25 protein-coding genes, 1 rRNA gene and 1 pseudogene are annotated in these 20,571 nt (G+C 36.6%); 12 read left to right on the plus strand and 15 right to left on the minus strand.

Annotated elements, in window-relative coordinates:
• A 16S ribosomal RNA gene (locus HHO41_RS20565) occupies positions 1–285 on the minus strand; the annotation flags it as partial.
• Between the two features lie 569 nt (positions 286–854).
• On the opposite strand from HHO41_RS20565, the gene HHO41_RS20570 reads away from it, so the two are divergent.
• The 3 genes from HHO41_RS20570 to HHO41_RS20580 are packed head-to-tail and all read left to right on the plus strand — an operon-like array spanning position 855 to position 4,613.
• Positions 855–2,378 carry a spore germination protein gene (locus tag HHO41_RS20570; RefSeq protein ID WP_169102216.1) on the plus strand — a complete coding sequence of 508 codons (1,524 nt, stop codon included), beginning with the start codon at positions 855–857 and terminating at the stop codon, positions 2,376–2,378.
• A gap of 24 nt (positions 2,379–2,402) precedes the next feature.
• Positions 2,403–3,494, plus strand: a complete 1,092-nt coding sequence (locus HHO41_RS20575) for a Ger(x)C family spore germination protein (RefSeq protein ID WP_169102218.1) — start codon at positions 2,403–2,405, stop codon at positions 3,492–3,494.
• A gap of 18 nt (positions 3,495–3,512) precedes the next feature.
• A complete protein-coding gene (locus HHO41_RS20580; RefSeq protein WP_169102220.1) occupies positions 3,513–4,613 on the plus strand; it encodes a GerAB/ArcD/ProY family transporter in 1,101 nt (366 codons plus the stop codon).
• A gap of 64 nt (positions 4,614–4,677) precedes the next feature.
• Here the strand turns inward: HHO41_RS20580 and HHO41_RS20585 are convergent, their stop codons facing one another.
• Positions 4,678–4,902 (minus strand): hypothetical protein, encoded by a 225-nt coding sequence (locus HHO41_RS20585; protein ID WP_169102222.1) that lies wholly within the window; start codon positions 4,900–4,902, stop codon positions 4,678–4,680.
• A 193-nt stretch (positions 4,903–5,095) separates the two neighbouring features.
• Between HHO41_RS20585 and HHO41_RS20590 the strand changes: the two genes are divergently transcribed.
• Positions 5,096–5,302: a zinc ribbon domain-containing protein gene (locus HHO41_RS20590; RefSeq protein ID WP_169102224.1), complete on the plus strand. Its 207-nt coding sequence runs from the start codon at positions 5,096–5,098 to the stop codon at positions 5,300–5,302.
• 232 nt (positions 5,303–5,534) lie between these two features.
• Here HHO41_RS20590 and HHO41_RS22485 read toward each other — a convergent pair whose 3' ends face one another.
• On the minus strand, positions 5,535–5,891 hold the full coding sequence (locus HHO41_RS22485) for a hypothetical protein (RefSeq protein ID WP_248278559.1): 357 nt from the start codon (positions 5,889–5,891) through the stop codon (positions 5,535–5,537).
• A gap of 33 nt (positions 5,892–5,924) precedes the next feature.
• Positions 5,925–6,362 (minus strand): GNAT family N-acetyltransferase, encoded by a 438-nt coding sequence (locus tag HHO41_RS22490; protein ID WP_248278560.1) that lies wholly within the window; start codon positions 6,360–6,362, stop codon positions 5,925–5,927.
• A gap of 427 nt (positions 6,363–6,789) precedes the next feature.
• Here HHO41_RS22490 and HHO41_RS20600 point away from each other — a divergent pair, with 427 nt between their 5' ends.
• On the plus strand, positions 6,790–7,203 hold the full coding sequence (locus HHO41_RS20600) for a VOC family protein (RefSeq protein WP_169102226.1): 414 nt from the start codon (positions 6,790–6,792) through the stop codon (positions 7,201–7,203).
• A gap of 638 nt (positions 7,204–7,841) precedes the next feature.
• On the opposite strand, the gene HHO41_RS20605 is transcribed toward HHO41_RS20600, so the two are convergent.
• From HHO41_RS20605 to HHO41_RS20635, 7 genes are all read right to left on the minus strand, one after another.
• Complete coding sequence (locus HHO41_RS20605; protein WP_169102228.1) at positions 7,842–8,591, minus strand: ABC transporter permease; 750 nt, start codon at positions 8,589–8,591, stop codon at positions 7,842–7,844.
• Entirely contained in the window at positions 8,592–9,353 is a 762-nt protein-coding gene (locus HHO41_RS20610) for an ABC transporter ATP-binding protein (RefSeq protein ID WP_169102230.1), read from the minus strand. It abuts the gene before it with no gap.
• A gap of 290 nt (positions 9,354–9,643) precedes the next feature.
• Positions 9,644–9,976: a DUF1048 domain-containing protein gene (locus tag HHO41_RS20615; protein WP_169102232.1), complete on the minus strand. Its 333-nt coding sequence runs from the start codon at positions 9,974–9,976 to the stop codon at positions 9,644–9,646.
• Positions 9,973–10,326, minus strand: coding sequence for a DUF1048 domain-containing protein (locus HHO41_RS20620; protein WP_169102233.1), 354 nt, complete (start codon positions 10,324–10,326; stop codon positions 9,973–9,975). The genes HHO41_RS20615 and HHO41_RS20620 overlap by 4 nt, the downstream gene beginning before the upstream one ends.
• A gap of 43 nt (positions 10,327–10,369) precedes the next feature.
• The gene (locus HHO41_RS20625; protein ID WP_169102234.1) at positions 10,370–10,702 is read right to left on the minus strand and encodes a DUF1048 domain-containing protein; all 333 of its coding nucleotides are present in this window, start codon (positions 10,700–10,702) and stop codon (positions 10,370–10,372) included.
• 13 nt (positions 10,703–10,715) lie between these two features.
• Positions 10,716–11,045: a PadR family transcriptional regulator gene (locus tag HHO41_RS20630; RefSeq protein ID WP_169102235.1), complete on the minus strand. Its 330-nt coding sequence runs from the start codon at positions 11,043–11,045 to the stop codon at positions 10,716–10,718.
• 392 nt (positions 11,046–11,437) lie between these two features.
• Positions 11,438–12,400, minus strand: coding sequence for a helix-turn-helix transcriptional regulator (locus HHO41_RS20635; protein WP_169102236.1), 963 nt, complete (start codon positions 12,398–12,400; stop codon positions 11,438–11,440).
• 110 nt (positions 12,401–12,510) lie between these two features.
• Between HHO41_RS20635 and HHO41_RS20640 the strand changes: the two genes are divergently transcribed.
• The 3 genes from HHO41_RS20640 to HHO41_RS20650 all read left to right on the plus strand — a co-directional run bounded on the left by HHO41_RS20640 (position 12,511) and on the right by HHO41_RS20650 (position 14,292).
• Entirely contained in the window at positions 12,511–12,990 is a 480-nt protein-coding gene (locus HHO41_RS20640; RefSeq protein ID WP_169102237.1) for a GyrI-like domain-containing protein, read from the plus strand.
• A 12-nt stretch (positions 12,991–13,002) separates the two neighbouring features.
• Positions 13,003–13,470, plus strand: a complete 468-nt coding sequence (locus tag HHO41_RS20645; RefSeq protein ID WP_169102238.1) for a phage tail protein — start codon at positions 13,003–13,005, stop codon at positions 13,468–13,470.
• 138 nt (positions 13,471–13,608) lie between these two features.
• Positions 13,609–14,292 (plus strand): LbetaH domain-containing protein, encoded by a 684-nt coding sequence (locus HHO41_RS20650; protein WP_169102239.1) that lies wholly within the window; start codon positions 13,609–13,611, stop codon positions 14,290–14,292.
• A gap of 317 nt (positions 14,293–14,609) precedes the next feature.
• On the opposite strand, the gene HHO41_RS20655 is transcribed toward HHO41_RS20650, so the two are convergent.
• The gene (locus HHO41_RS20655) at positions 14,610–15,044 is read right to left on the minus strand and encodes an SRPBCC family protein (RefSeq protein ID WP_169102241.1); all 435 of its coding nucleotides are present in this window, start codon (positions 15,042–15,044) and stop codon (positions 14,610–14,612) included.
• Positions 15,045–15,310: 266 nt separating this feature from the next.
• Between HHO41_RS20655 and HHO41_RS20660 the strand changes: the two genes are divergently transcribed.
• Entirely contained in the window at positions 15,311–16,558 is a 1,248-nt protein-coding gene (locus HHO41_RS20660) for a DUF4153 domain-containing protein (protein ID WP_169102243.1), read from the plus strand.
• A gap of 104 nt (positions 16,559–16,662) precedes the next feature.
• On the opposite strand, the gene HHO41_RS20665 is transcribed toward HHO41_RS20660, so the two are convergent.
• Positions 16,663–17,121, minus strand: a complete 459-nt coding sequence (locus HHO41_RS20665; protein WP_169102245.1) for a GNAT family N-acetyltransferase — start codon at positions 17,119–17,121, stop codon at positions 16,663–16,665.
• Between the two features lie 95 nt (positions 17,122–17,216).
• Positions 17,217–18,581 (minus strand): PD-(D/E)XK nuclease family protein, encoded by a 1,365-nt coding sequence (locus tag HHO41_RS20670; RefSeq protein WP_169102247.1) that lies wholly within the window; start codon positions 18,579–18,581, stop codon positions 17,217–17,219.
• A gap of 189 nt (positions 18,582–18,770) precedes the next feature.
• Between HHO41_RS20670 and HHO41_RS20675 the strand changes: the two genes are divergently transcribed.
• Complete coding sequence (locus HHO41_RS20675; RefSeq protein WP_169102249.1) at positions 18,771–19,106, plus strand: hypothetical protein; 336 nt, start codon at positions 18,771–18,773, stop codon at positions 19,104–19,106.
• 180 nt (positions 19,107–19,286) lie between these two features.
• Here the strand turns inward: HHO41_RS20675 and HHO41_RS20680 are convergent, their stop codons facing one another.
• Positions 19,287–19,490 (minus strand): hypothetical protein, encoded by a 204-nt coding sequence (locus HHO41_RS20680; RefSeq protein ID WP_169102251.1) that lies wholly within the window; start codon positions 19,488–19,490, stop codon positions 19,287–19,289.
• A 210-nt stretch (positions 19,491–19,700) separates the two neighbouring features.
• Between HHO41_RS20680 and HHO41_RS20685 the strand changes: the two genes are divergently transcribed.
• Together HHO41_RS20685 and HHO41_RS20690 are read left to right on the plus strand one after the other, a co-directional pair.
• Entirely contained in the window at positions 19,701–19,946 is a 246-nt protein-coding gene (locus HHO41_RS20685; protein ID WP_169102253.1) for a hypothetical protein, read from the plus strand.
• Positions 19,947–20,002: 56 nt separating this feature from the next.
• Positions 20,003–20,468: pseudogene (locus HHO41_RS20690) on the plus strand (tetrahydrofolate dehydrogenase/cyclohydrolase catalytic domain-containing protein); the annotation flags it as partial.
• Positions 20,469–20,571: the final 103 nt, after the last annotated feature.

Raw genomic sequence — 20,571 nt, forward strand, 5'->3', positions numbered from 1 at the left:
TCGCCTTGGTGAGCCGTTACCTCACCAACTAGCTAATGCGCCGCGGGCCCATCTGTAAGTGACAGCCGAAACCGTCTTTCAGCTTTCCCTCATGTGAGGGAAAGGATTATCCGGTATTAGCTCCGGTTTCCCGAAGTTATCCCAGCCTTACAGGCAGGTTGCCCACGTGTTACTCACCCGTCCGCCGCTGACTATCGAGAGCAAGCTCCCTCAAGTCCGCTCGACTTGCATGTATTAGGCACGCCGCCAGCGTTCGTCCTGAGCCAGGATCAAACTCTCCAATAAGATGAGACTTCCATCTTTAGATGGTTAGTCGAATCAATCGGGCATTTACGGGCAGTTAATCCGTAGGATTTTACTGCTCGTTATACGCGAGAAAGTTGATTTAGCTCATAAAAGTTACGTTGGCTAGTGTTTCTCTATATATAGAAGAAACACGATTATTGTTTATTGTTGACGTTTGTTTGTTTAGTTTTCAAAGAGCAATTTTCTTCGCCTCTCAGAAGCGACATGAATTATAATATCACGTTTCTAGTAGAATATCAATACTAAATTTCGTTTTCTTTTTTAAAAATTTTAGTAGTTTGCCAAACAATATTTTTGATTACAAGATCGATTGTTACTAAAGCAATTTTAATGAACAATTTGTCATTGTCACCGCCAGGAAATTTATAATAGCATCATAAGTTAATCACATCAACTAGAAATATCTCCCACCAAATAATAACCATTGATGATAATTGTTTACACACGAATCTTCCCCCAGAGTTCTTTCATTCTTCCTACATATTTCCATTACTGTTGATAAATACTACACCTACTATTGGAATTTATGTGCAGGGTTAGGTGGCGTCATGTTCAGAAAGAAGAGAGTTCGACAACAACCCAAACGTAACTTTGAAACCGAAGAAAAAACGATACATGAGGTATTTGATAAGGCTCATAAATCGATAGATTTTAGCACTATTTCCCCATTGCAAAATGATTATTCATTGCAAATTAGTTTTTTTAAAACATTAATTGACATAAATATTCTTCAAAAGTCTGTTTTACCCTTACTTAAGGAACATTCTTCAAATATAAAAGAGTTATCGGATTTGAAAAATATTATACCATTAGATGGCATCAAAATTATTAACGATCCCCTCGAGGTTGAAAAAGCCTTTCACGTTGGAACAATCGTTATATATTTTAAAGACCAGATGGATGAATATGCACTCCTGGATATAAGTAATCCACGCTTAGGACAACGTGAAACAAATGATACCCAAAATGAATTTAGTGTAATTGGTCCAAAAGTTGGTTTTATCGAAGACATCTCCACAAATCTGCATCTAATACGAGATCATTTCAATAGTCCTGATCTCATTTTTGAAGAGATGCTTATTGGGGCAAGAACCAAAACAAAGGTGGTAATAGCATTTATAGATGGTGTTACATATCCCGAATACGTTAACACTTTAAAACAGCGGTTAACGGATTTAGATGTCGATGCCTTTTATGATACGACACAACTTGAACAAATGATTTCAGACAACAGCTCGACACCTTTTCCTTTGTATATAACGACAGAGCGTGTTGATAGAGCAATCGGCTCACTTGTACAAGGCCAAGTTGTTCTTATTAGTGATAAATCCTCTTATGCTTTTATTGGTCCAGCAACACTGATGGATTTTTTTTCAAACCCTGAGGATTTTTATCTTCCAACATTGATTGCGTCGTTTTTTAAATTGATTCGCATATTTGGGATGTTATTTTCTATATTTGCGACATCCTTTTATGTTGCAATCCTAACTTTTCATTATGAAGTTGTACCGAAGGATTTGTTAGGTCCTATTATCTATTCCCGAGCAAACGTTCCCTTTCCACCAGTTTTGGAGGTTTTATTTTTAGAGATTACCATCGAACTATTGAGAGAAGCAGGCGCCAGATTACCAACAAAAATTGGCCAAACGTTAGGAATTGTTGGAGGAATCGTGATTGGCCAAGCAACGGTAGAAGCTGCACTTACCAGTAATATTTTATTAATTATTGTCGCACTTTCAGCGTTGTCTTCCTTTACAACACCGATTTATAAAATGTCTAATGCGGTACGATTATTACGATATCCGTTCATTTTACTCGCCAGCATATGGGGTGGCTTAGGTATCTATGTAGGATTAATCTTTTTAATTGCCCATTTAGCTCGACTCAAATCTTTAGGGGTTCCATATTTACTCCCGCTTTATCCTTACCGCAAAGGTGGAGTGAGTGATTCATTTATTAGGTCCAATTATATAAAAACCGAAAAACGACCTTGGTATTTGAGACCTTTAAGCTTAAAGAGATTTTCACCCAATTCCAATAATGACCCTGATGATGGCCTTAATGCAGAATGATTCTTACGATAAGGGCTGGGAAAAATGAACCTATCGCAGAAATTTCAAATGTTATTCTTATCGATCCTATCTATGGTGATTCTTTTCGGTTGTTCAAGGACAAGGATCATTGACAAAATTAGTATTATTCATGTATTTGGATTTGATCAAGCGAAAAATGGTGAGATTATCGGTACCGCCCTATCCCCTGAATACACAAAAAGCAAAGACAGTTCACAAATAAAATATATAGAAGAACAAGCAATAACCCCCGCTTTAATCTTACCAAAAATGGCAGAACAAACGAGTACTCCAGTAGAAATAGCTAAAATTCGAATATTAGTATTTGGCAAAGATTTAGCTGAAAGTGGCATTCGAAGGATGGTAGATCGATTTATTATAATTCCACAACTCGGGACACATATTCAAATCGCCGTCTCGACACACTCAGCTAGAGAAACACTAAGGACATTTAAAAAAGAAAAATCACTTACCCTAGCTGATCGGATAGAACATAATATGGTAAGTCAGAACCTACCAAAAATGAACCTCCATTATTTTTTAAATGACTTTTATGGAGAAGGCATGGATGCTTATGTTCCGATGCTGACCATCGACGAAAAAAACACGATAAAGATTGACGGAATCGGCGTATTTAAGGATGACAAATTTAAGCTTCATTTAACACCAGAACAAACCTTTTTATTTTCAATCCTCAAAGATTATCGAAATCAGGCAACGTTTAAGATTGATTTTAATGAAAAGGAGTCAAAAGAGTTCCTGATGGTTCGGGCTTTCCGAAGTACCCCTCACTGGGATTGGGATCCGAATAAGAAACAATTAAATCTCCGTTTGGAACTAGCATGGACACTTGTTCAGCATCCAGATCGGTTTAACCCTGGAAATTCTGAGGATCTTAAAGTATTAAAGAAAATCGTTGTAGAAAAATTGGAAACAGGTTTAGTGGAGTTGTTTAATACTTTGAAAGAAAATAAAGTTGATCCAGTCGGAATTGGTAATATTGTCCGTTCACAAAATCGAACATGGGACAAAGAATCATTTTATAAACAATATCCTACTTTACCTATCAAAGTGGATGTAAATTTCCAAATCATACATACTGGCCTTGATAACTAGCATCTAAGGATGATGATCATGAACTCTAAGGTTAACGATAATAAATCAGTATCGCCCTATTTGCTGTTCTTTCTTATAAACGGTACCCAAACTGGGGTTAGTGTTTTAAAATATCAATCAGATATTTTAAAGGGAGCAGGTCATAATGCATGGATATCCGTTTTAGCATTTGGTTTATCATTGCATGTAATCTTCTTTATGATGTTATATGTCCTAAAGCAGTCAAGTACTGGAGATATACTCTCCTTCCACCTAGAAGTTTTCGGGAAGATTTTTGGGGGGATATTCAATATCATTCTGGCCTGTTATTTCTCTTTGGCTAGTTTTTACACTTTATATACTTATATCGAAATCCTTCAGATATGGGTTTTTGATGGGATAGCAAATTGGGAATACACATTGCTTCTGTCTCTTCTAATTTTTTATATTGTTTCTGGTGGATTTAGAGTGGTAACAGGGATCGCCTTCTGGGGTGTTATCATCCCTAGTTTTCTATTTCTTTCCATTCTATATTTAACTAATTATATTGATGTTTCGTATATTTTCCCTCTTTTTCAAAATCAATTAAAGGACTATTTCATTTCAACTAAAGAAGCTGCACCAATGTTTTTAGGTTTTGAAACTGTCCTTGTTTATTTTTCTTTTATTAAAAATCGAGATAAAGCTACCAAATGGGGGCATTTCTCATTACTTTATACAACACTGTTATATACTTTTCTTGCAGTTTTTACATTTATGTTCTTTTCACAAGGAAAATTGCAACGTTTGGAGTGGCCTACTTTAACCATGATAAAAATTATCCAGTTTCCGTTTTTGGAGCGATTTGAATTTATTTTTATTTTTACATGGTTATTAGTGGTGATGCCTGTCATTTGTGTCTATCTATGGTCGGCAATTAGATGTATAAAAATGACCATTCCGAAGATAAAGTCGACTTACATATTACTTGGTTTGCTTATCGTTTTTTTTATCGCAAATATCCAATTTATTGATGTCAAATACAACAACCTTATGCATAAAATGGTTTTATTTAGCGGATTTGCTTTTCTTTTTTGCTATGTACCTATCCTGTTTGTGATTTCAATTGTCAGGAAGAAATTCAAACATCATGGGTCTTAATCTATCGGCATGACATATTCGGTCATGTTGAAAAATATAGCAGGTTGTTAAGGCCTGCTATTTTTCATTTTCGTTTATGTACGACAAAAAGAATTACTAACCAACCACACGCTGCGCCTAAGAGTCCACCAAGCATTGCACCAATTTGACCAACCGCCTCGTATCCGCGTCCTCCATTGAATACAAAATCCTCAAAATAATTACCACCCAAATTCATTCCAAAAAACAATCCGATAATACTACCCATAATAGCACCGATAATGATACCAACTGATGTAAGCCTCATCATACAACCGCCTTCAAAAATATTTATTTTAAGTATAACTGCGACAAGTTTCTTTTATAAATTGGAAAAAATAAGTCATAGGTTGATATATTCATTTTACAAAACAGAAAGAGCAAATTTAATCTAAATTTAGAAACATTTTTGAGGGTAATCCGTATTACATAATAGAAAATCCGATTCAAGGAGGAAAATCATAATGAGCGAGTCCGGTTGTATTAAATGTGGAAGTAAAGATGCTGGCACAAAGGATGTTGCAATGACAGGAACAGGCTTATCCAAAATGTTTGATCTCCAACATAATACCTTCACCGTTGTTTATTGCAAAAACTGTGGATACTCCGAGTTTTATAATAAGAAAACAAGTACTGCGTCAAACCTGCTTGATCTATTTTTTGGTGGTTAATTTCCGTGGATGAGCATAATAATACAAATTAAGTATCTAAATGAGGAAAGGGAAACAGAAGATTATCTGTCCCCATTCCTCGTTTTATTGTGTCTGTCTCAAGCTGATTGCTGGGATTATTCAGTTAGTTTGGTTTCGGCTTATTTCACAAAAAACAAAACTTCGCTAAGGTTTCAATTGCATTTCATGTCTACATACAACCAACAGGGGGAGTTAAATGTTAACGGAAAGATCATAGCCAAAAGCTATCGTCACAATTGCGAATTGTATTTGTCTTAAATCCTTCTCTCTCCTGCAGTTCATCCAACTCGCTAAAATATAACTCATTGAATTTTTTCGTAAGAATTCCATAGAAATAGGCAAGTGGATTTCTTACTTTCTTGGATAATTTCATCGTACCAATCAATTGTTTAAATGCGTCAATTGCAGTGAATAATACCTGCTCAGTTTCTTTTTCACGATCACAGCGATAAGCGGCGATTTGCGTCATATGCCAATATTGTTCAATCACATTTGCATGATCAAAAAAGCACTTTACTAGGTTAACAAATGGCTTTGGAACGTGATCTCTCGTAAAGGTATAATCCAATTCAACATTTTCTTCTTTACGTTTATTAATCTCTTAATTTTTAGTTTTAGAATGATTATTAGTTTCTTTAGGGTGGTTCAATTTTTCCTGTTTGGGTGGTTCAGCAAGAGGACAACGATTAAACACGTAAAGATTACTAGATTGTGATCCATTCTTTCTGGCTGTTTCATAAACTGTTAATAGTCCAAGCTCCTTTGCTTTATTGATCATCCGTTTAAATGTTGCTCGCGAAATGCCATGTCCCTTTGCTTCATCATGAATGGCTTTCACCATTGTCCCTATTTTTGCATTACAGACGCCAGGAACTTTTGCAGAAAATCGTACCAATCGCTTTAAGCCCACGTATTCTGATTTTGAAAAATTCTTCTTTAACTCCAACAGCCACATCTCCATATGTTTATTAAATTCTGCTAAGGTCTCAAATTGTGAATACTGTGCAAATCCATCAATACAGCCCATTTTAATATTCATATAAATGCACCACCCTTTCAGCCCTTATATAGGGTCGAGGGTCGAAAATGGACACCGCATTTTTTGATTTTTTGTGGCAATTCTGTGAAAGAAAAAAATGAAAAGCAGTTTTGTATTTTGTATTCTAATAAGAACGGAAGAAAGAATAAAAAGAGAAGGACTTAAAGAAGTTTCAAAGTTTGACTCTACTATCGCCATTGGCACCAATTAATCAACAACGCCACTAGAAGGACATATTCCTCTTAAAGAATCTTCTGCAATGATGATGAAGAAGTTCATAATTAATCCTGCTTTTTAGGGTTCGAAATAACCATCTCGACTTCATGTAACCCATGATTGTATAGGCATTCATATGTCACTAGTTTATACTGAACTATAAGATATCTTTCTGTACCAACAACCAAAGTGATGAAGGAGTGAATATCCAATGAAGCTCGATATTTACGTCAACTATCGTGGAGTTTGCGAACAGGCTTTTCGGTTCTATGAACAGCATCTAGGAGGCAAAATAACATCGATAATGACTTTCAAACAACTGCCAGATCCGACGAACGTACCGGAAGGTCGGGAAAACGATATACTACATGCTACCATCGAGATTGGAGATACCGTACTGAGGGGAGCCGACATTCCTTACGCTGAGCCTATGCGGAGCGCCTATCTGACACTCAGGGTTAACAGTGCAGAAGAAGCAGAAAGGATATATACCTTGCTTTCTGAAGGAGGAGAAACCTTTATGCCAATGGAAGAAACCTTTTTCGCTTTGCGTTTTGCGCAGTTGAGAGACAGGTTTGGAACGTCTTGGATGCTCATGTGTGAGCATCCGTCCTTAGAGGCATAAAGAATTTGTGTTTTTGATTTTTTGTGGCATTTTTGGAAATGAAAATTGGAACCCTTGGCTAGAGGATTCCATTTCAATGGGAATTGCAGGTTCGAGTTTTTCTAATCAGGATCGTTTTGGACTTATGAAACTTTCATAAGGACATTTCTGGAAGATTTCGGGCCTGTTTTGGACTTATAAAACCTTCATACGGACATTTCTGGAAGAATCCGTGCCAGTTTTGGTCTTATGAACCCTTCATACGGACATTTCTTAAAGATTCCGTGCCAGTTTTGGTCTTATGAACCCTTCATACGGACATTTTAAGAAATTCCGAGCTCGTTTTGAACTTATAAAGTTCTCATGCGTTCATTTCAAGAAGATCACGAGCTCGTTTTGAACTTATGAAGCTTTCATACGTCCATTTCATCAAAACCACGAGCTCGTTTTGAACTTATGAAGCTCTCATACGTTCATTTCAGCAAAACCACGAGCTCGTTTTGAACTTATGAAGCTTTCATACGTTCATTTCAACAAAATCACAAGGCCGTTTTGAACTTATAAAGTTCTCATGCGTTCATTTCAAGAAGATCACGAGCTCGTTTTGAACTTATGAAATCACCATTCGTTGTGATCAGTAGAATCCGTTACATTTCCACTTACCTTAACTGCCGTCTAAATACTTTACTTGCAATCAAATAAGCAATGACCATGAGCCCCATGCACCAGGCAAGTGCGGACCAGATATCGTTCCCGACAGTTCCTTCATACAAGAGGGCCCGGATCGAATTTACGATGGAAGTCACTGGCTGGTTCTCAGCGAACACTCGAATAATTTTTGGCATGGTTTCAGTGGGAACAAAAGCCGAACTAATAAACGGCAGGAATATCAGTGGATATGAATACGATGTTGCCCCTTCCATTGAACCTGCTGTCAATCCAGGAATGACCGCGAGCCAAGTTAACGCCAACGTAAATAGTACTAATATCCCAGCTACCGCAAACCAATCGAGAATATTAGCATGAGAGCGGAATCCCATCAAGAGCGCGACGATGATAACCACCACGACAGTTAGTGCATTGGACACAAGTGAGGTCAACACGTGGGCCCACAATATCGACGTCCGCTTGATGGGCATGGAGACAAACCGCGCCATAAGTCCGCTCTTTACGTCGTTAAATAGCCGTAAGGAAGTATAAGCGACTCCTGAGGCAATCGTAATCAGCAAGATTCCTGGTAATAAATAATTGACGTAGTTTTCCGTACCTGTCTCTATCGCGCCTCCAAATACATAGACAAAAAGCAGCATCATCATTATCGGTGTAATCGCCACTGTGATAATTGTATCTGGACTGCGCATGATATTGCGCATTAATCGACCCAATAACACCCCAATTGAACTATTCATCTATTTCCCCTCCCTTTTGCCGATAATGGCAAGAAATATTTCTTCTAACGATGGCTGTTTCTCGATATATTCCACTTTTGCAGGCGGGAACATTTCTTTGAGCTCGCTAAGGGTACCGGATGTGATGATTTTGCCACCATGTAGGATGGCAATTCGGTCCGCCAGTTGTTCGGCTTCTTCTAAGTGCTGTGTCGTCAGCAAGATTGTCGTGCCCCCACCTGCCATCTCCTTGACAGTATTCCAAACTTCAAGCCGTGCTTCTGGGTCAAGCCCTGTCGTTGGTTCGTCAAGAAAAATGACATCTGGGGCACCAATGAGGCTCATGGCAATGTCAATTCGCCGCTTCATTCCGCCGGAATACTGATCCGTCCGACGATTGGCAGCATCCGTCAGGCTGAACTTATCCAGAAGATCGTCGGCGACTCGTGCGGGACTGGAAACTCCCCTTAACTTGGCGATCATCATCAAGTTCTCCCGCCCGGTAAGCATCCCGTCTAAAGCGGCGAACTGTCCGGTCAGGCTGATGCATTGACGGACATGATTCGGTTTGGTCTTGGCATCAAATCCGCAAATTTCAACTTCTCCGCCATCAGGCTTCATCAGTGTCGAGAGAATGTTGACGATTGTCGTCTTGCCTGCTCCATTTGAGCCCAGCAATGCGAAGATTTCGCCTCGCTGCACCTCTAAATCCACTCCCTTTAAGACTTCCTTATCATTAAAGCTTTTTGTTAACCTTTTTATAGAAATCGCTGCATTGCTCATAATTTTTCCTCCTTAATAAAAAGCGATACAAGCTACTAGATTAGCTATACTCTCTACTTAGTCTGACTGATAATCTGTATTACTTACTACTGACTTAAAAATAAAACTGAATTGTATAAGTGGTACATTTACATTTGAACCACTATTCAGTCGGAATTGTCTATTGAATTACTGTTTTTAATCGCTTAATGACACTCTAATTCAAATTTCATGATTCTAATGAGTATGTGAAGTTTCTTATAACTTTTGCAAAAACTTAATAGGTTTTTGTTCAAAAGTACTACTTTCTCCTATTTCTTCATATGCCTATCAACCTTTTGGTTGACCGATTCTTGATAGAGATCAGCATAAGTTTTTGAATCTTCAATAAGTGCATCGCAGAAAGCAGCAACGTCTGCTCCTGTGACTTCAAGAACACCTTTCCCAGCTGCAGCCCCTTCTTCAAAGAAACTGATAATTTCCGAAAGCAGTCCGTTTCCTTCGTTTAGTTCAACAGGCCCGACTTTAAAGAGATATTTTTGAATCTCTTTATAGACAATTTGGTAATCTTGAGGAAGAGACTTGACTCGTGAAACATGTGCTCTCCATTCCTTTTTACCTTCGATGATTTTTTTGATACTCATTTCAACCCTCCTAATTTCTTCGCTACGTTTTTGTTAAGTTGGTCACGCCATTTATCTCGATAAGTTTTTGCCCCATCGTCCCCAACAAGCGCTGCACAGAAGCCTTTGATATCATTTCCAAGTACTTCTTCGACCTTCTGTCCATCTGCTGACGTAACTTCAAGCAGTTCAAGAGCGCTATCAAAAATCGGCATGAGATTACGACCGGTGAAATCTCCGTAAATCCAGAGGTTACTAATAATTTCTTTCCAAGTCGTTTGATATTCCGCTGGCAATTCCTTTGCCCGTGCTTCAAAACCTTTTATTTCTTTAGTCATATCGCTGCCGGTTATTTTTTCAAAGAAGTTCATGTTTGTGCCCCCTTTTTTATGCTAGTTGTTCATAAGACATGTATTATTTAATCGCATCGTTTAGTTTTTGACGTTGCTTGTCAATCCACGATTTTGCATCTTTGACAAGATCATCACAGAAAGCTGCTACATCGTTTCCAGTAACTTCCTTAACACGCTTACCATCGGCTGCGGCTTCCTCAAGAAGGTCAATGATGTGATTAAAAACGAATTTCGTTTCATTCCAATCCATCACGCCGCCAGTATTCCAAAGATATTTTTGCATTGCTTTGTAAGCATTGTAGTAGTCTTCAGGTAAAGCTTTTGCGCGGTTTTCCATTTCACGCCATGCTTTCTTTTCACTAAAATCTCCAAAGATTTTTTCTAAAATACTCATCTTATTATTCTCCTTATGATTTAATTTTTGTTTTGAGTTCATTAATTTTGCCGGAGACGAATTCCCACTTCTTCCAAAAAATTTCTAGTTGTTCACGCCCAGCAGCGTTAAGTGTGTAAAATTTCCGTGGCGGTCCCATCGTGGATGGCTTTTTCTCAATGTCCACGAGGTTGTTTTTCTCAAGCCGCATCGTAATAGTATAAACTGTGCCTTCCACTACATCAGTAAAGCCAAGGTCTCTCAGCTTTTGTGTGATCTCATAGCCATATGTTTCGCCGCGGCTGATGATTTCAAGCACACAACCCTCGAGTACACCTTTGAGCATTTCTGTGATATTTTCCAAATTTATCACCCATTTAAAATATATATTTCTAGTACTCTGTATCACAGGTATTCTGTAATACTTATTACAGGTATATAGTAACGCTTAGTAGTGTCACTTGTCAAGCATCACTTTTTGTGAAAAATAGACGGACAAATTCCGCTTAAATTGGGAAATACCGATATTTCTTTTAAAATAAGCGGAAGTTTTCCGGTTATGGTATCAAAATCTTTAAATTTTGTACTTTTTAGAGTTGATAGACGGAATATCTCCGTTTATTTGGGCGGTTTATGCTTCGTCTTTATACCTTAGACGGAAATTCTCCGCTAATGAGCACTCCGTATCTTTACGAATTTCTTATAAAGCTCTCATTAAACAATTCAACACGTATCTATGAGTTTTAATTGCATGTCTTATGGACAAAATTGTAATAATCTCACTTGTAAAATTTCTAAGACTTCTTGCGGCACTTTTTTAACCTTGATATCCCCACCTAAGAAAAGCAGCCAGTTTGTTAATTCGGTCAATTCTTCGGGGTTTTTCACATTGATAAAAGTTTTTAGAATGGCAGTCGTTTGGAATGGATTTATAAAGGAAATTGAAACATTTATCGGATGATATTTTTTGAACTGAGCAATCGCCTTTGGGCCAAGTTCAATAATTAGATTGGTTTCCTCTTTCTGCTTCCTCAGTTTTTCTAAAATCTTTTTCCTAGTTAATCTATTTTTTGTTGGATAAGTTTCTACATCAATGAGATTATCGACAGAAACTATTAGTTTTTTTTCATCCTTTAAATCAAAGCACTCAATCAACCAAATGCTTTTTTCACGATAAAGGTGTAAGAGATAAATTGGATATGACTTTGTTACCTGACCTTCTTGAACGGAAAGCATTAAATAGCTATCCAAAAGAAGCATTTGGAACAATTTTTCTAACATTGGATGTGGAAGGTCAGAAAGTTCAAGCAGGTCGGGATTGTTAGGGTTAGTCCCTTCAAAGAGCAGGATTTGATTTAATAAAATAAGATCATCCTGTTGATTTTCTGAAATGAGACCCAGTAATTTTTCTGCTAGCGACTGACGACTCTTAAGATAAGGGAGTTGTTGATTTCTAGTGGCCATGAAAGCAATAAAAAGCGCTTTGACTTCATTATCAGTAAAACGGACAGTGGGCAAGACAGAGTTTTTCATGACAAAATAACCACCATCCCTTCCCACTTCAGCGACAAGCGGCATCCCCATGGCTTCAATTTCTCTGATATCTCTCAGAGCGGTTGATCGTGAGATGTTAAATTCTTGCATAATTTCAGAAATAGTAAAGTGGGACCGGTTGTTGATATACCGCATAATGATATTAATTCGCTCAACTTTTCTCATCGGGGCCTCCCAAAACAGTATCACTTTTTGACATGATTTATCGCTATTATAAACCTATCAAGTGAATATACAAATCATTTGAAAAATCATTGAAGAGGCAGGTTTTGAATATGACAAATTTTAACTTAGAATATAAAGATAGCTTTACCGTTTTAGGTTTGGGTACAGAGCTTAAGAGTGATTACACCGACTATGTTGGAATTAACAAGGAAAAATCTGACTTTTGGGAAGCTATTAAACAAGATGGTAGACTAGACCATTTAAAAGCCATTGCCACAAATGACTTCATTTTTGCAGTGAATGAAGCAGTCAATAATAAAATGATGCATTATGCAGGCGTCATGACCAAGGAATCCTATCCAGAAGAACATCGGCTGATCCAATTTCCTAAAGGAGAATACCTCGTTGTTAAAGGTGAAGCACCAACGCCTGAAGAATTAAGTAATATGCTAACTGGGATTGCCTTTGGTCAAGTCTTGCCAGAAATAAACGATTTTGCCTATGTTGGCGGGCCAAATACTACGGTTGAGATGGGGCATCGCAACGGCTTAGTATATGGTGAAATGTGGATTCCTGTTGTAAAAAAATAAGGGGGCTTGAAAATGATCACGATTGTTGATTTTAAAAATGTTTCAGCTGAGGGTCTCGAATCATCTCCAGTAGCAGAAGCGTTGGCTGGTTTACGTGCCAATGAAGCTCGGTACTTTATGAACAAATACAAGCATGAGTTTACGGTTGTCCCCGCTAGTGAAAGTCAAGAAAACCTTGATTATGTGAACCGAATTTTGAAAGAAGAACGTAATATTGAGTTCGAAGCCAAACCTTTAGAAACTGCGCGTTTTCAAGTGGAAAATATTAATTGGACCTACGTCTTTTATGAGGATGGTCTGGCAGTCAATGTCCTCTATACACTTGATGGTCCTAAGCCGAAGCGGGCCGTCGGTTTTAAGCTTTCCGAGGGGATGGAAATCCCTAAGGAGTTAGAAGGAAAGTTCAAGTTCGCTAGGCAAAAGTCTAAACTAGCCGGAACCATCCGGGGCTCGTTTTTTGTTATTAAAGGAGAATACTAAGGTAAGTAAAAGCAAAAACAGCACTACTCTATTAAGTTAGAGGGTGCTGTTATTTTTTTCACAAACCCTCACCATCCCACATTCAATCTTCTTACATAAAATAATGAAACAAAAGTTGCTTGTGAAGGAGGTGATCATTTGGAAGAAAAGAAAGCTGTAAATCCATATTCCTCTCCGTACTATCTTCCGAATTGTTTTAAGCCATATATTGGGCCAAACCCGATTACTTCATTTAATCAAGTTCAACGCTTTCCTAATATTGATCAAACAGCATTTGTAAGTCAATTTACAAGTGTAATCGGTGATGTCACCATTAGAAACAATGTTTATGTCGCGCCAAACGTTAGTATACGTGCAGATGAAGGGACTCCTTTTTATATCGGATCAAATACAAATATCCAAGATGGCGTCATTTTACATGGTTTATTAGATAAACGGGTTTCTTTAGGTCACAAAGCCTATTCTATTTTTATTGGTAATGAAGTGACATCTGCTCACGGTTGTCTTATCCACGGCCCGTGCTATCTCGGAAATAAAGTATTTGTTGGATTTAAGGCTATTGTTTACAACGCAATTGTTGAGGATGGCGTGTTTATATCTAATAATGCCGTCGTAACTAACGGAGTGAAGATTGCCCCCAATCGCTTCGTTCCACCTGGGGCACATATTGATACGCAAGAAAAAGCAGATGCCCTTTCGAAGGTTCCGAAAGATAGCAAAGAATTCGCTAAAGAAGTGCAGCGTGTCAATCAGGAATTCCCTGCATCTTACCATTTATTATTTGGAGAAAATCGCTGCTCTTGTGGATTTGCCTATAACTGAAGTGTTGTGATAAACAAAAGAAAACTCGCCCTTAAGCGAGTTTTCTACTTTTATTATTGCTCTTTTCATAATGGTGATTGGAAATTGCAATAGCCATTGCGGACATCAATTCCTTTATTTTTGCTTAAAACAGTATTTTCGATGAAGGAGCGGACATTGATTCCGCTATTTGACCAAAAAACTATTTAATTTACATCATTTTGACTCAATAAGGTATCTGATGTCCCATAGCCTATTAGATATAAGGCTTTTACTTCAAATAAGATACTACGTGTCCGATACAGCCAGACGATAATATGCTATGTGTTATTTTATTTTTATTTTTCCAAAGAAAGTTCGCTATACTTTTTAAAATTGTCTAGAAACGCTTGCCAGCCTGCTTTTTGCTGCTCAATAGAATTTATCTCTTCTGCTTCAAAAGTTTCAGTTACCCTAGTGCCGTTTTCTTGACTGATAAATGTGATCGAAACCTTTCTGTCATCTCCAAGCGTATAAGCAATAAACTCATTTATTCTAATCTCATCATAAACTCCAGCAAAATCAAATCCAAAGCTTCCATCCTTTGCTTCCATTCTTGTCAGGAATTTTCCGCCAACCCTTAGATCATTTTCGGCTGTTGGTGCGTGCCAATCATCAGAAGCGAAGGACCACTTTGTTATATGCTGTGGTTCTGTCCAATATGACCACACTTTATTAACTGGTGCATGTACTGTAGTCTCTACTGTTATTGTTTCTTTATGACTTGTTTCCATTGATACATTACCACCCTTCTGCAAGAAATTTACTACAATACATAATTATACCATCTAATATTTAATGCAACAAATAAGGTGGATATAAATGAAAGCCAGCCTTTTATAAATGGAAAATTGAAAAATAGAGCATTTCTGTGTAATAGGCCTACCTAAATTAACTTCTTAACAATAATTAAGTAATAAAAATAAATAAAAATTTATTGTTTATCAATAAATAACATGCTAATATCTAATAAAGAATACTTATTTAGGGAGGTATAAATATGGACCATAACAATTTGATTATTGAAAATATTGGGAATCCCCATGAACTAGAGAGAATGTTTAGAAATGATCCCAAAGCGTTTAAAAAGTCATTCTCGCACGCCTGGGAACAAAATCCTGATTCGCATGTACTTGCTGTTTGGTATGAAAGATTGAATTTCAAGGAAACGGCTCATCCTGAAAAAACTTCCTTGCTTCAAAAAGATTTCTTATTAATGGGCATTTTAGCTATTTTGGCCGGGATATGCACCAGGATCATTTTCCATTTTGTCGAACAGCAAGCAATTGCACCAATAAACCTTGCTTACGGGATTCTTCCCTTTATTGCAGCTTATTTTGTATACAAAAATAAACCTCAAAAAAAGGTTCTCTACACACTAGCATTCTTGTTCCTAATCTCTGGGGTGTATCTAAATGTGCTGCCATTAAATGATAATGACAGTATTATCCTAGTTTATTTACACCTACCCATATTCTTATGGGGACTAATAGGGCTAGCATTTACAGGAAATGAATTTTCAAACGACAGAACAAGATTAGCCTATCTTAAATTCAATTTAGAATTTTGTATACTCTACGCCAGCATGGCCATAAGCGGAATGCTGTTAGCAGCCATCACTATGAATTTATTTAGATTCGTTGATTTGGATATAGAAGAGTTTTATTTTACAAATGTAGTGTTATTTGGTGCTGCTGCCCTCGCTATTGTGGCTATCTACTTAGTATCAATGAATCTAAAACTTGCTAAGAATATTACTCCATATATTGCTAAAATTTTTAGTCCACTTGTCCTTGTGACTTTGTTGGTCTATCTTATAACTGTTATTTCGGTCGGAAAAAATCCATTTCTAGATAGAGATTTTTTGATTGTATTTAACGGAATACTCCTTGGTGTCTTAGCCGTTACCATTTTTTCAATTACCGAAAGTGGCACAGACGAGAAAAAGAACATTTCTGATTATATAAATGTCGCCCTAATTGGTCTTGCTCTTATCATTGATAGTGTGGCTTTATCAGCGATTGTGTTTAGACTTTCTTCTTATGGGATTACGCCAAACAGACTTGCCGTTCTTGGTGTAAACATCCTTATCTGGGGAAATCTCATTTGGATTATGGTCTCTTATGTGCGTTTTCTACAAAACAAGACCGGACCGACATCAATCCAAGCTGCGGTTACAAAGTATTTGCCAGTCTACGGACTTTGGGCTGCTTTCGTTACATTTACTTTTCCAATCATTTTTAGTTAGTGATGGATGCTCTTCTTCCTTATAAAACCAAAAAATGAACAAGTTTTTTCATTACTTGTTCATTTTGGGCTTTATAATTTTCCAAGGACCTCATGTTAATAACCCTACAACAAATGTTTCTCAAAACAGTCAACCCTTTTATCTCCCCAAGTACTATTACCATAAAACATAAACCCCAATGATTTCCAAAATTCTAAAGCATTCAAATTCTTTTGTAATATGCCTATTCGAACATCAGTGAAGTTTTGCTTCTTTATTTTTTCCTCAAAAGAAATATAAGCCTTTTTTCCATATCCCATAGAATGATAGTCATTATGAATCATGAGTAAACCTAACCATGGATAGTTGTCCTTAGGATTATTTTTTAGAAAATCAATTATTCCTATGTACTTATTTTCATGTATTATTAGAAAACTATCAGTATTTGGGTTAAGAAATTCATTACTTATTTCTTTTATTGATCTAAAAGGATTTCCATTTTCTAAAATGTTATATGTTGAGTTTGAATTTACTATTTGCAATGCTATTTCTAGGTTTTTTTCAGTAATAGGTTCAAAAATCATTAAATTCCACTCCCTTTGAAAAATTAGTGGTGGTATACCCTGACAACAGCACATGTAATGATCATGGACCTTATCTATATTCTACCTCAAATAATCTATTGAGAACCGCTATCTAGCAGCGGCGTTTCAACCTCAACACCTAGCTTCTTTAATAGTTTAGCAATGGTTAGCATTGCACTTTTGGAATTAATTTTCGCTTCTATGTAATAGATCTCATCTGTTAATATAGATTGGTACTCACGAATGGTAGTAAATTTTCTTCTATCCCTATGGACTGGTTGCATCGCTATAGCATACCGTTTTCCAATGTCACTGCTGCCAAGAATAATGCCTTCATCAACCAATTGTCTTAATGGGAGTCCTTGTTCCTCGATCCATCGTAATGTCTTATTCCAAAGCGTCGGAACATTCTCGCCATTTATTGCCGTTTCCTTTCCTTCATACGTAATCATAATGGTTAGTTCGTCCCATCTTTTAGGGATAGTTCTTTGGAATGGAGTGGAAAAATTCCACAATTCATCTACATCATTTTCTTCATTCAGGATCCATCGAATCGTTCTAAACACATCACCGTATGTTTCTGTTATAACCGTCTTTACATAGTCTCTTTCACTACTGTCGTCTTCGTTGGATATTTTTGTAATTGCATTAATAACATCTTCAAAGCGGTCGTAAAGGGAACGAACCAAAATTCGTTCTTCCTCGATGGTAGCTAGTTTTTCACGTTTATTTTTATAAGGCATCCGTAATGCGTCTACATACTGTTGAATAATGGATTTGGCATATATATTTAAGTCCGGATTATCTAGGCAAGGCATTAGCACGATGTCTACTAATTGCTGATAATCGATTCCAATCCATCTAGAACTCCCAAAAGTCGCTTCATTCGATTCTTTCATTTGGCTTTTTGGGACTAACCCAACAAGTAGAAACTTATCGTCTTTATAAGTCTCTTCAAATTTTCGTAAGTATTTATCACATTGATATGCGTCCACCCTTGCATATACCTTTTGTTCTACAGCGAGGATTAATTTTTGTTCATTCTCTCTCTCTTTTTCATCAACGATATTTACTTTGAAAAAGACATCAAGCCTTCCTTTACCATCATTTTTCTCCAATTCTTCCTCTGCTTCATATATTTCAAGTTTATTTATATCCTTTTCTGCGATTACCTCAGGATTACGGAATTGATTTACATTTAGCATGGCAATATCGGTAATATCATCAATATTTTCATCAGCCGAATCTGCTACGGCCATTAAAAATCTTTGAAAAGGATAATAACCTAACATATGTCTCTCTGTCGGATTTAAAAGCCACGATAAAAACCTCGAATGCCATGTTTCAAGATGAGTCGCTCCAGCAACATGGAACACATTCGGTCGATCAATTAAAAATTTTAACGCAACAAAATCTTTATCCATTGTTAGTTCATAAAGCATTCGTTTAAGGGACTTCACTTCATATTTCCTCCTAGTCGTTAGCTGGATCAGTAAGAGTACTGTCCTATAATTAAAACAATAGTACCTGACTATTAAAAGCGAAACTTTCATAATATGGAAATTGTTTTATTAAATGTAATTTATTGTGAAACTTTCAATCTGTTTTATCGTAATACATTTATCACATTAAATGTTGGAGGAATTATTATGGATAGAAAAACAAGACAAATCTTAGCTGAAATTGAAAAAATTAAATCAGCAAATGACATCGTATATGAGGTATTTAGAACTGAAAAACGATCTGGTTGGTTTTATTTTTGGGATATTATATTTGATGTCATACCATCTACTACAACAAAGTTGTTGTACGATAAAGTTATGTATTTACTAGCTTCTGATAAAAATGGAAAAATTATTGAAGTCCAAGACGGGAAAATTACTAAAATAACCGATATACCAAACTGGACACAGGATACAAAGGTGAATTTTAAAAAGATAATAATAGAAAACAATATATATAAAAAATATAGAAAACTTGCTTAACTGGTATCATATGAACCTTTCATACGGACATTTCGGGGGAATTCCCACCCCTATTTTGTCCTTATGAACCTTTCAAAATAGAAATAGGGATAATAAAGCTTTAAAAATTGAAAATTGCCGAGAAAAGTACCTTTTCTCGGCAATCTAGAGCTGTCATAAGACAGCTCTTTTTCGTTTTCTTTATCTATTAAGCAAAATAAGTTCATAGGATCCTTGAAAAAATAAAATTAAATCACCTAATAAACCTACACAAAAAAATACAAAATAATAACTTGCATTTGAAATTTCTAATTTAAAAAGTTCCTTAAATGCCTGAATAAACAATTTATTAAATTTAAACAAACTTAGTATCCAACTGATAATAAGAAAAGTAACAATCGCCATTTTCTATCCCCCTTTCTAAATCACTTACTTAACAATCCTGCCCAATAACTGATTAAAGCTTAGTGGTAAAAAGTATGTTCTAAAGGTTTTGTTTATAACGCTCCATCAATTGTTTCTCTAAACAGTCAAGACTTTTATGCCCCCGGGTATCTACAATGTGATGAAAATAGTAGAATAAAGCTGACAATCCAATTTAGGAGGAGAGACTCAATGAGGCCATTATTAGGATTGATTCTAACACTGATTATAATGGGTTTAATTTTTATTTTGGCTTATAAATATGTTGATACTAGTACAAAAAATAACCATTTTGAATGCCCGCATTGCCGTTCATCCTTTAAATTATCAAAATCAAGTTTCGCTTTGGCTTTAAAAAGAAATTGGTATGAACGAATGGTGACTTGTCCTGTTTGTGGCTATAAAGGTTGGATGGAAATTATAAATGATGAAAAATAGTATTCCACCAATTGATTTTCCGAAAATGGTTATCATTATCTTTCTATAGTCTCAAGTTGTTTCGTTTTTCTGAAAAGTTAATTGACCCTGTCAAAGAATTAAAAGCAAGAGATGTAACTCCATGCCTTGCTACTATACTAGTTGGTGATGATCCATCGTCAGAAACTTATGTGAAAATGAAAGGAAATGCTTGCGAAAGAATTGGTATAAAATCGTTAAGAATTCATCTTCCTAAAGATACCCTGACAGATGACCTTTTAAAGGTAATTGAAGTATTATCAAATCCCTATAAAAGGGAAATATGCTGTTGTTGTAGGAAGAAGTCCTATTCTAGGTAAACCGGTTTCCGCTTTACTTTTAAATGAGAATGCAACCGTAACCACTTGCCACTCTCACACTGCAAATTTATCAGAAATAGTAAAGCAAGATGATTTAGTTGTTGCAGCTGTAGGGAAGCCAAACTTTATTAAAGGTCACTGGATTAAGGAGGGAGCCGTTGTCCTCGATGCGGGTTATAGTCAACTCCCCCCCACTGAGGTGAATCTTTTCAGTGGGGGCTTGAGTTCGAACTCTAGGTCTTCTCGTCTATTGCTAGACCGTTTGACGCTCTAGAATTCATGCCACG

Origin of the sequence: Bacillus sp. DNRA2, assembly GCF_012843265.1 — a bacterium.
Lineage (GTDB): Bacteria > Bacillota > Bacilli > Bacillales > Cytobacillaceae > Bacillus_BU.

Bases quoted from the DNA above. Each gene is read 5' to 3' on its own strand.
- HHO41_RS20620 (WP_169102233.1), bottom strand. From the start codon at position 10,326: ATGAACTTCTTTGAAAAAATAACCGGCAGCGATATGACTAAAGAAATA.
- HHO41_RS20600 (WP_169102226.1), top strand. From the start codon at position 6,790: ATGAAGCTCGATATTTACGTCAACTATCGTGGAGTTTGCGAACAGGCT.
- HHO41_RS20685 (WP_169102253.1), top strand. From the start codon at position 19,701: ATGAGGCCATTATTAGGATTGATTCTAACACTGATTATAATGGGTTTA.
- HHO41_RS20605 (WP_169102228.1), bottom strand. From the start codon at position 8,591: ATGAATAGTTCAATTGGGGTGTTATTGGGTCGATTAATGCGCAATATC.
- HHO41_RS20635 (WP_169102236.1), bottom strand. From the start codon at position 12,400: ATGAGAAAAGTTGAGCGAATTAATATCATTATGCGGTATATCAACAAC.
- HHO41_RS20665 (WP_169102245.1), bottom strand. From the start codon at position 17,121: ATGATTTTTGAACCTATTACTGAAAAAAACCTAGAAATAGCATTGCAA.
- HHO41_RS20610 (WP_169102230.1), bottom strand. From the start codon at position 9,353: ATGAGCAATGCAGCGATTTCTATAAAAAGGTTAACAAAAAGCTTTAAT.
- HHO41_RS20575 (WP_169102218.1), top strand. From the start codon at position 2,403: ATGAACCTATCGCAGAAATTTCAAATGTTATTCTTATCGATCCTATCT.
- HHO41_RS20615 (WP_169102232.1), bottom strand. From the start codon at position 9,976: ATGAGTATCAAAAAAATCATCGAAGGTAAAAAGGAATGGAGAGCACAT.
- HHO41_RS20570 (WP_169102216.1), top strand. From the start codon at position 855: ATGTTCAGAAAGAAGAGAGTTCGACAACAACCCAAACGTAACTTTGAA.
- HHO41_RS20655 (WP_169102241.1), bottom strand. From the start codon at position 15,044: ATGGAAACAAGTCATAAAGAAACAATAACAGTAGAGACTACAGTACAT.
- HHO41_RS20675 (WP_169102249.1), top strand. From the start codon at position 18,771: ATGGATAGAAAAACAAGACAAATCTTAGCTGAAATTGAAAAAATTAAA.
- HHO41_RS20625 (WP_169102234.1), bottom strand. From the start codon at position 10,702: ATGAGTATTTTAGAAAAAATCTTTGGAGATTTTAGTGAAAAGAAAGCA.
- HHO41_RS20585 (WP_169102222.1), bottom strand. From the start codon at position 4,902: ATGATGAGGCTTACATCAGTTGGTATCATTATCGGTGCTATTATGGGT.
- HHO41_RS20680 (WP_169102251.1), bottom strand. From the start codon at position 19,490: ATGGCGATTGTTACTTTTCTTATTATCAGTTGGATACTAAGTTTGTTT.
- HHO41_RS20660 (WP_169102243.1), top strand. From the start codon at position 15,311: ATGGACCATAACAATTTGATTATTGAAAATATTGGGAATCCCCATGAA.
- HHO41_RS20580 (WP_169102220.1), top strand. From the start codon at position 3,513: ATGAACTCTAAGGTTAACGATAATAAATCAGTATCGCCCTATTTGCTG.
- HHO41_RS20640 (WP_169102237.1), top strand. From the start codon at position 12,511: ATGACAAATTTTAACTTAGAATATAAAGATAGCTTTACCGTTTTAGGT.
- HHO41_RS22490 (WP_248278560.1), bottom strand. From the start codon at position 6,362: ATGAATATTAAAATGGGCTGTATTGATGGATTTGCACAGTATTCACAA.
- HHO41_RS20645 (WP_169102238.1), top strand. From the start codon at position 13,003: ATGATCACGATTGTTGATTTTAAAAATGTTTCAGCTGAGGGTCTCGAA.
- HHO41_RS20590 (WP_169102224.1), top strand. From the start codon at position 5,096: ATGAGCGAGTCCGGTTGTATTAAATGTGGAAGTAAAGATGCTGGCACA.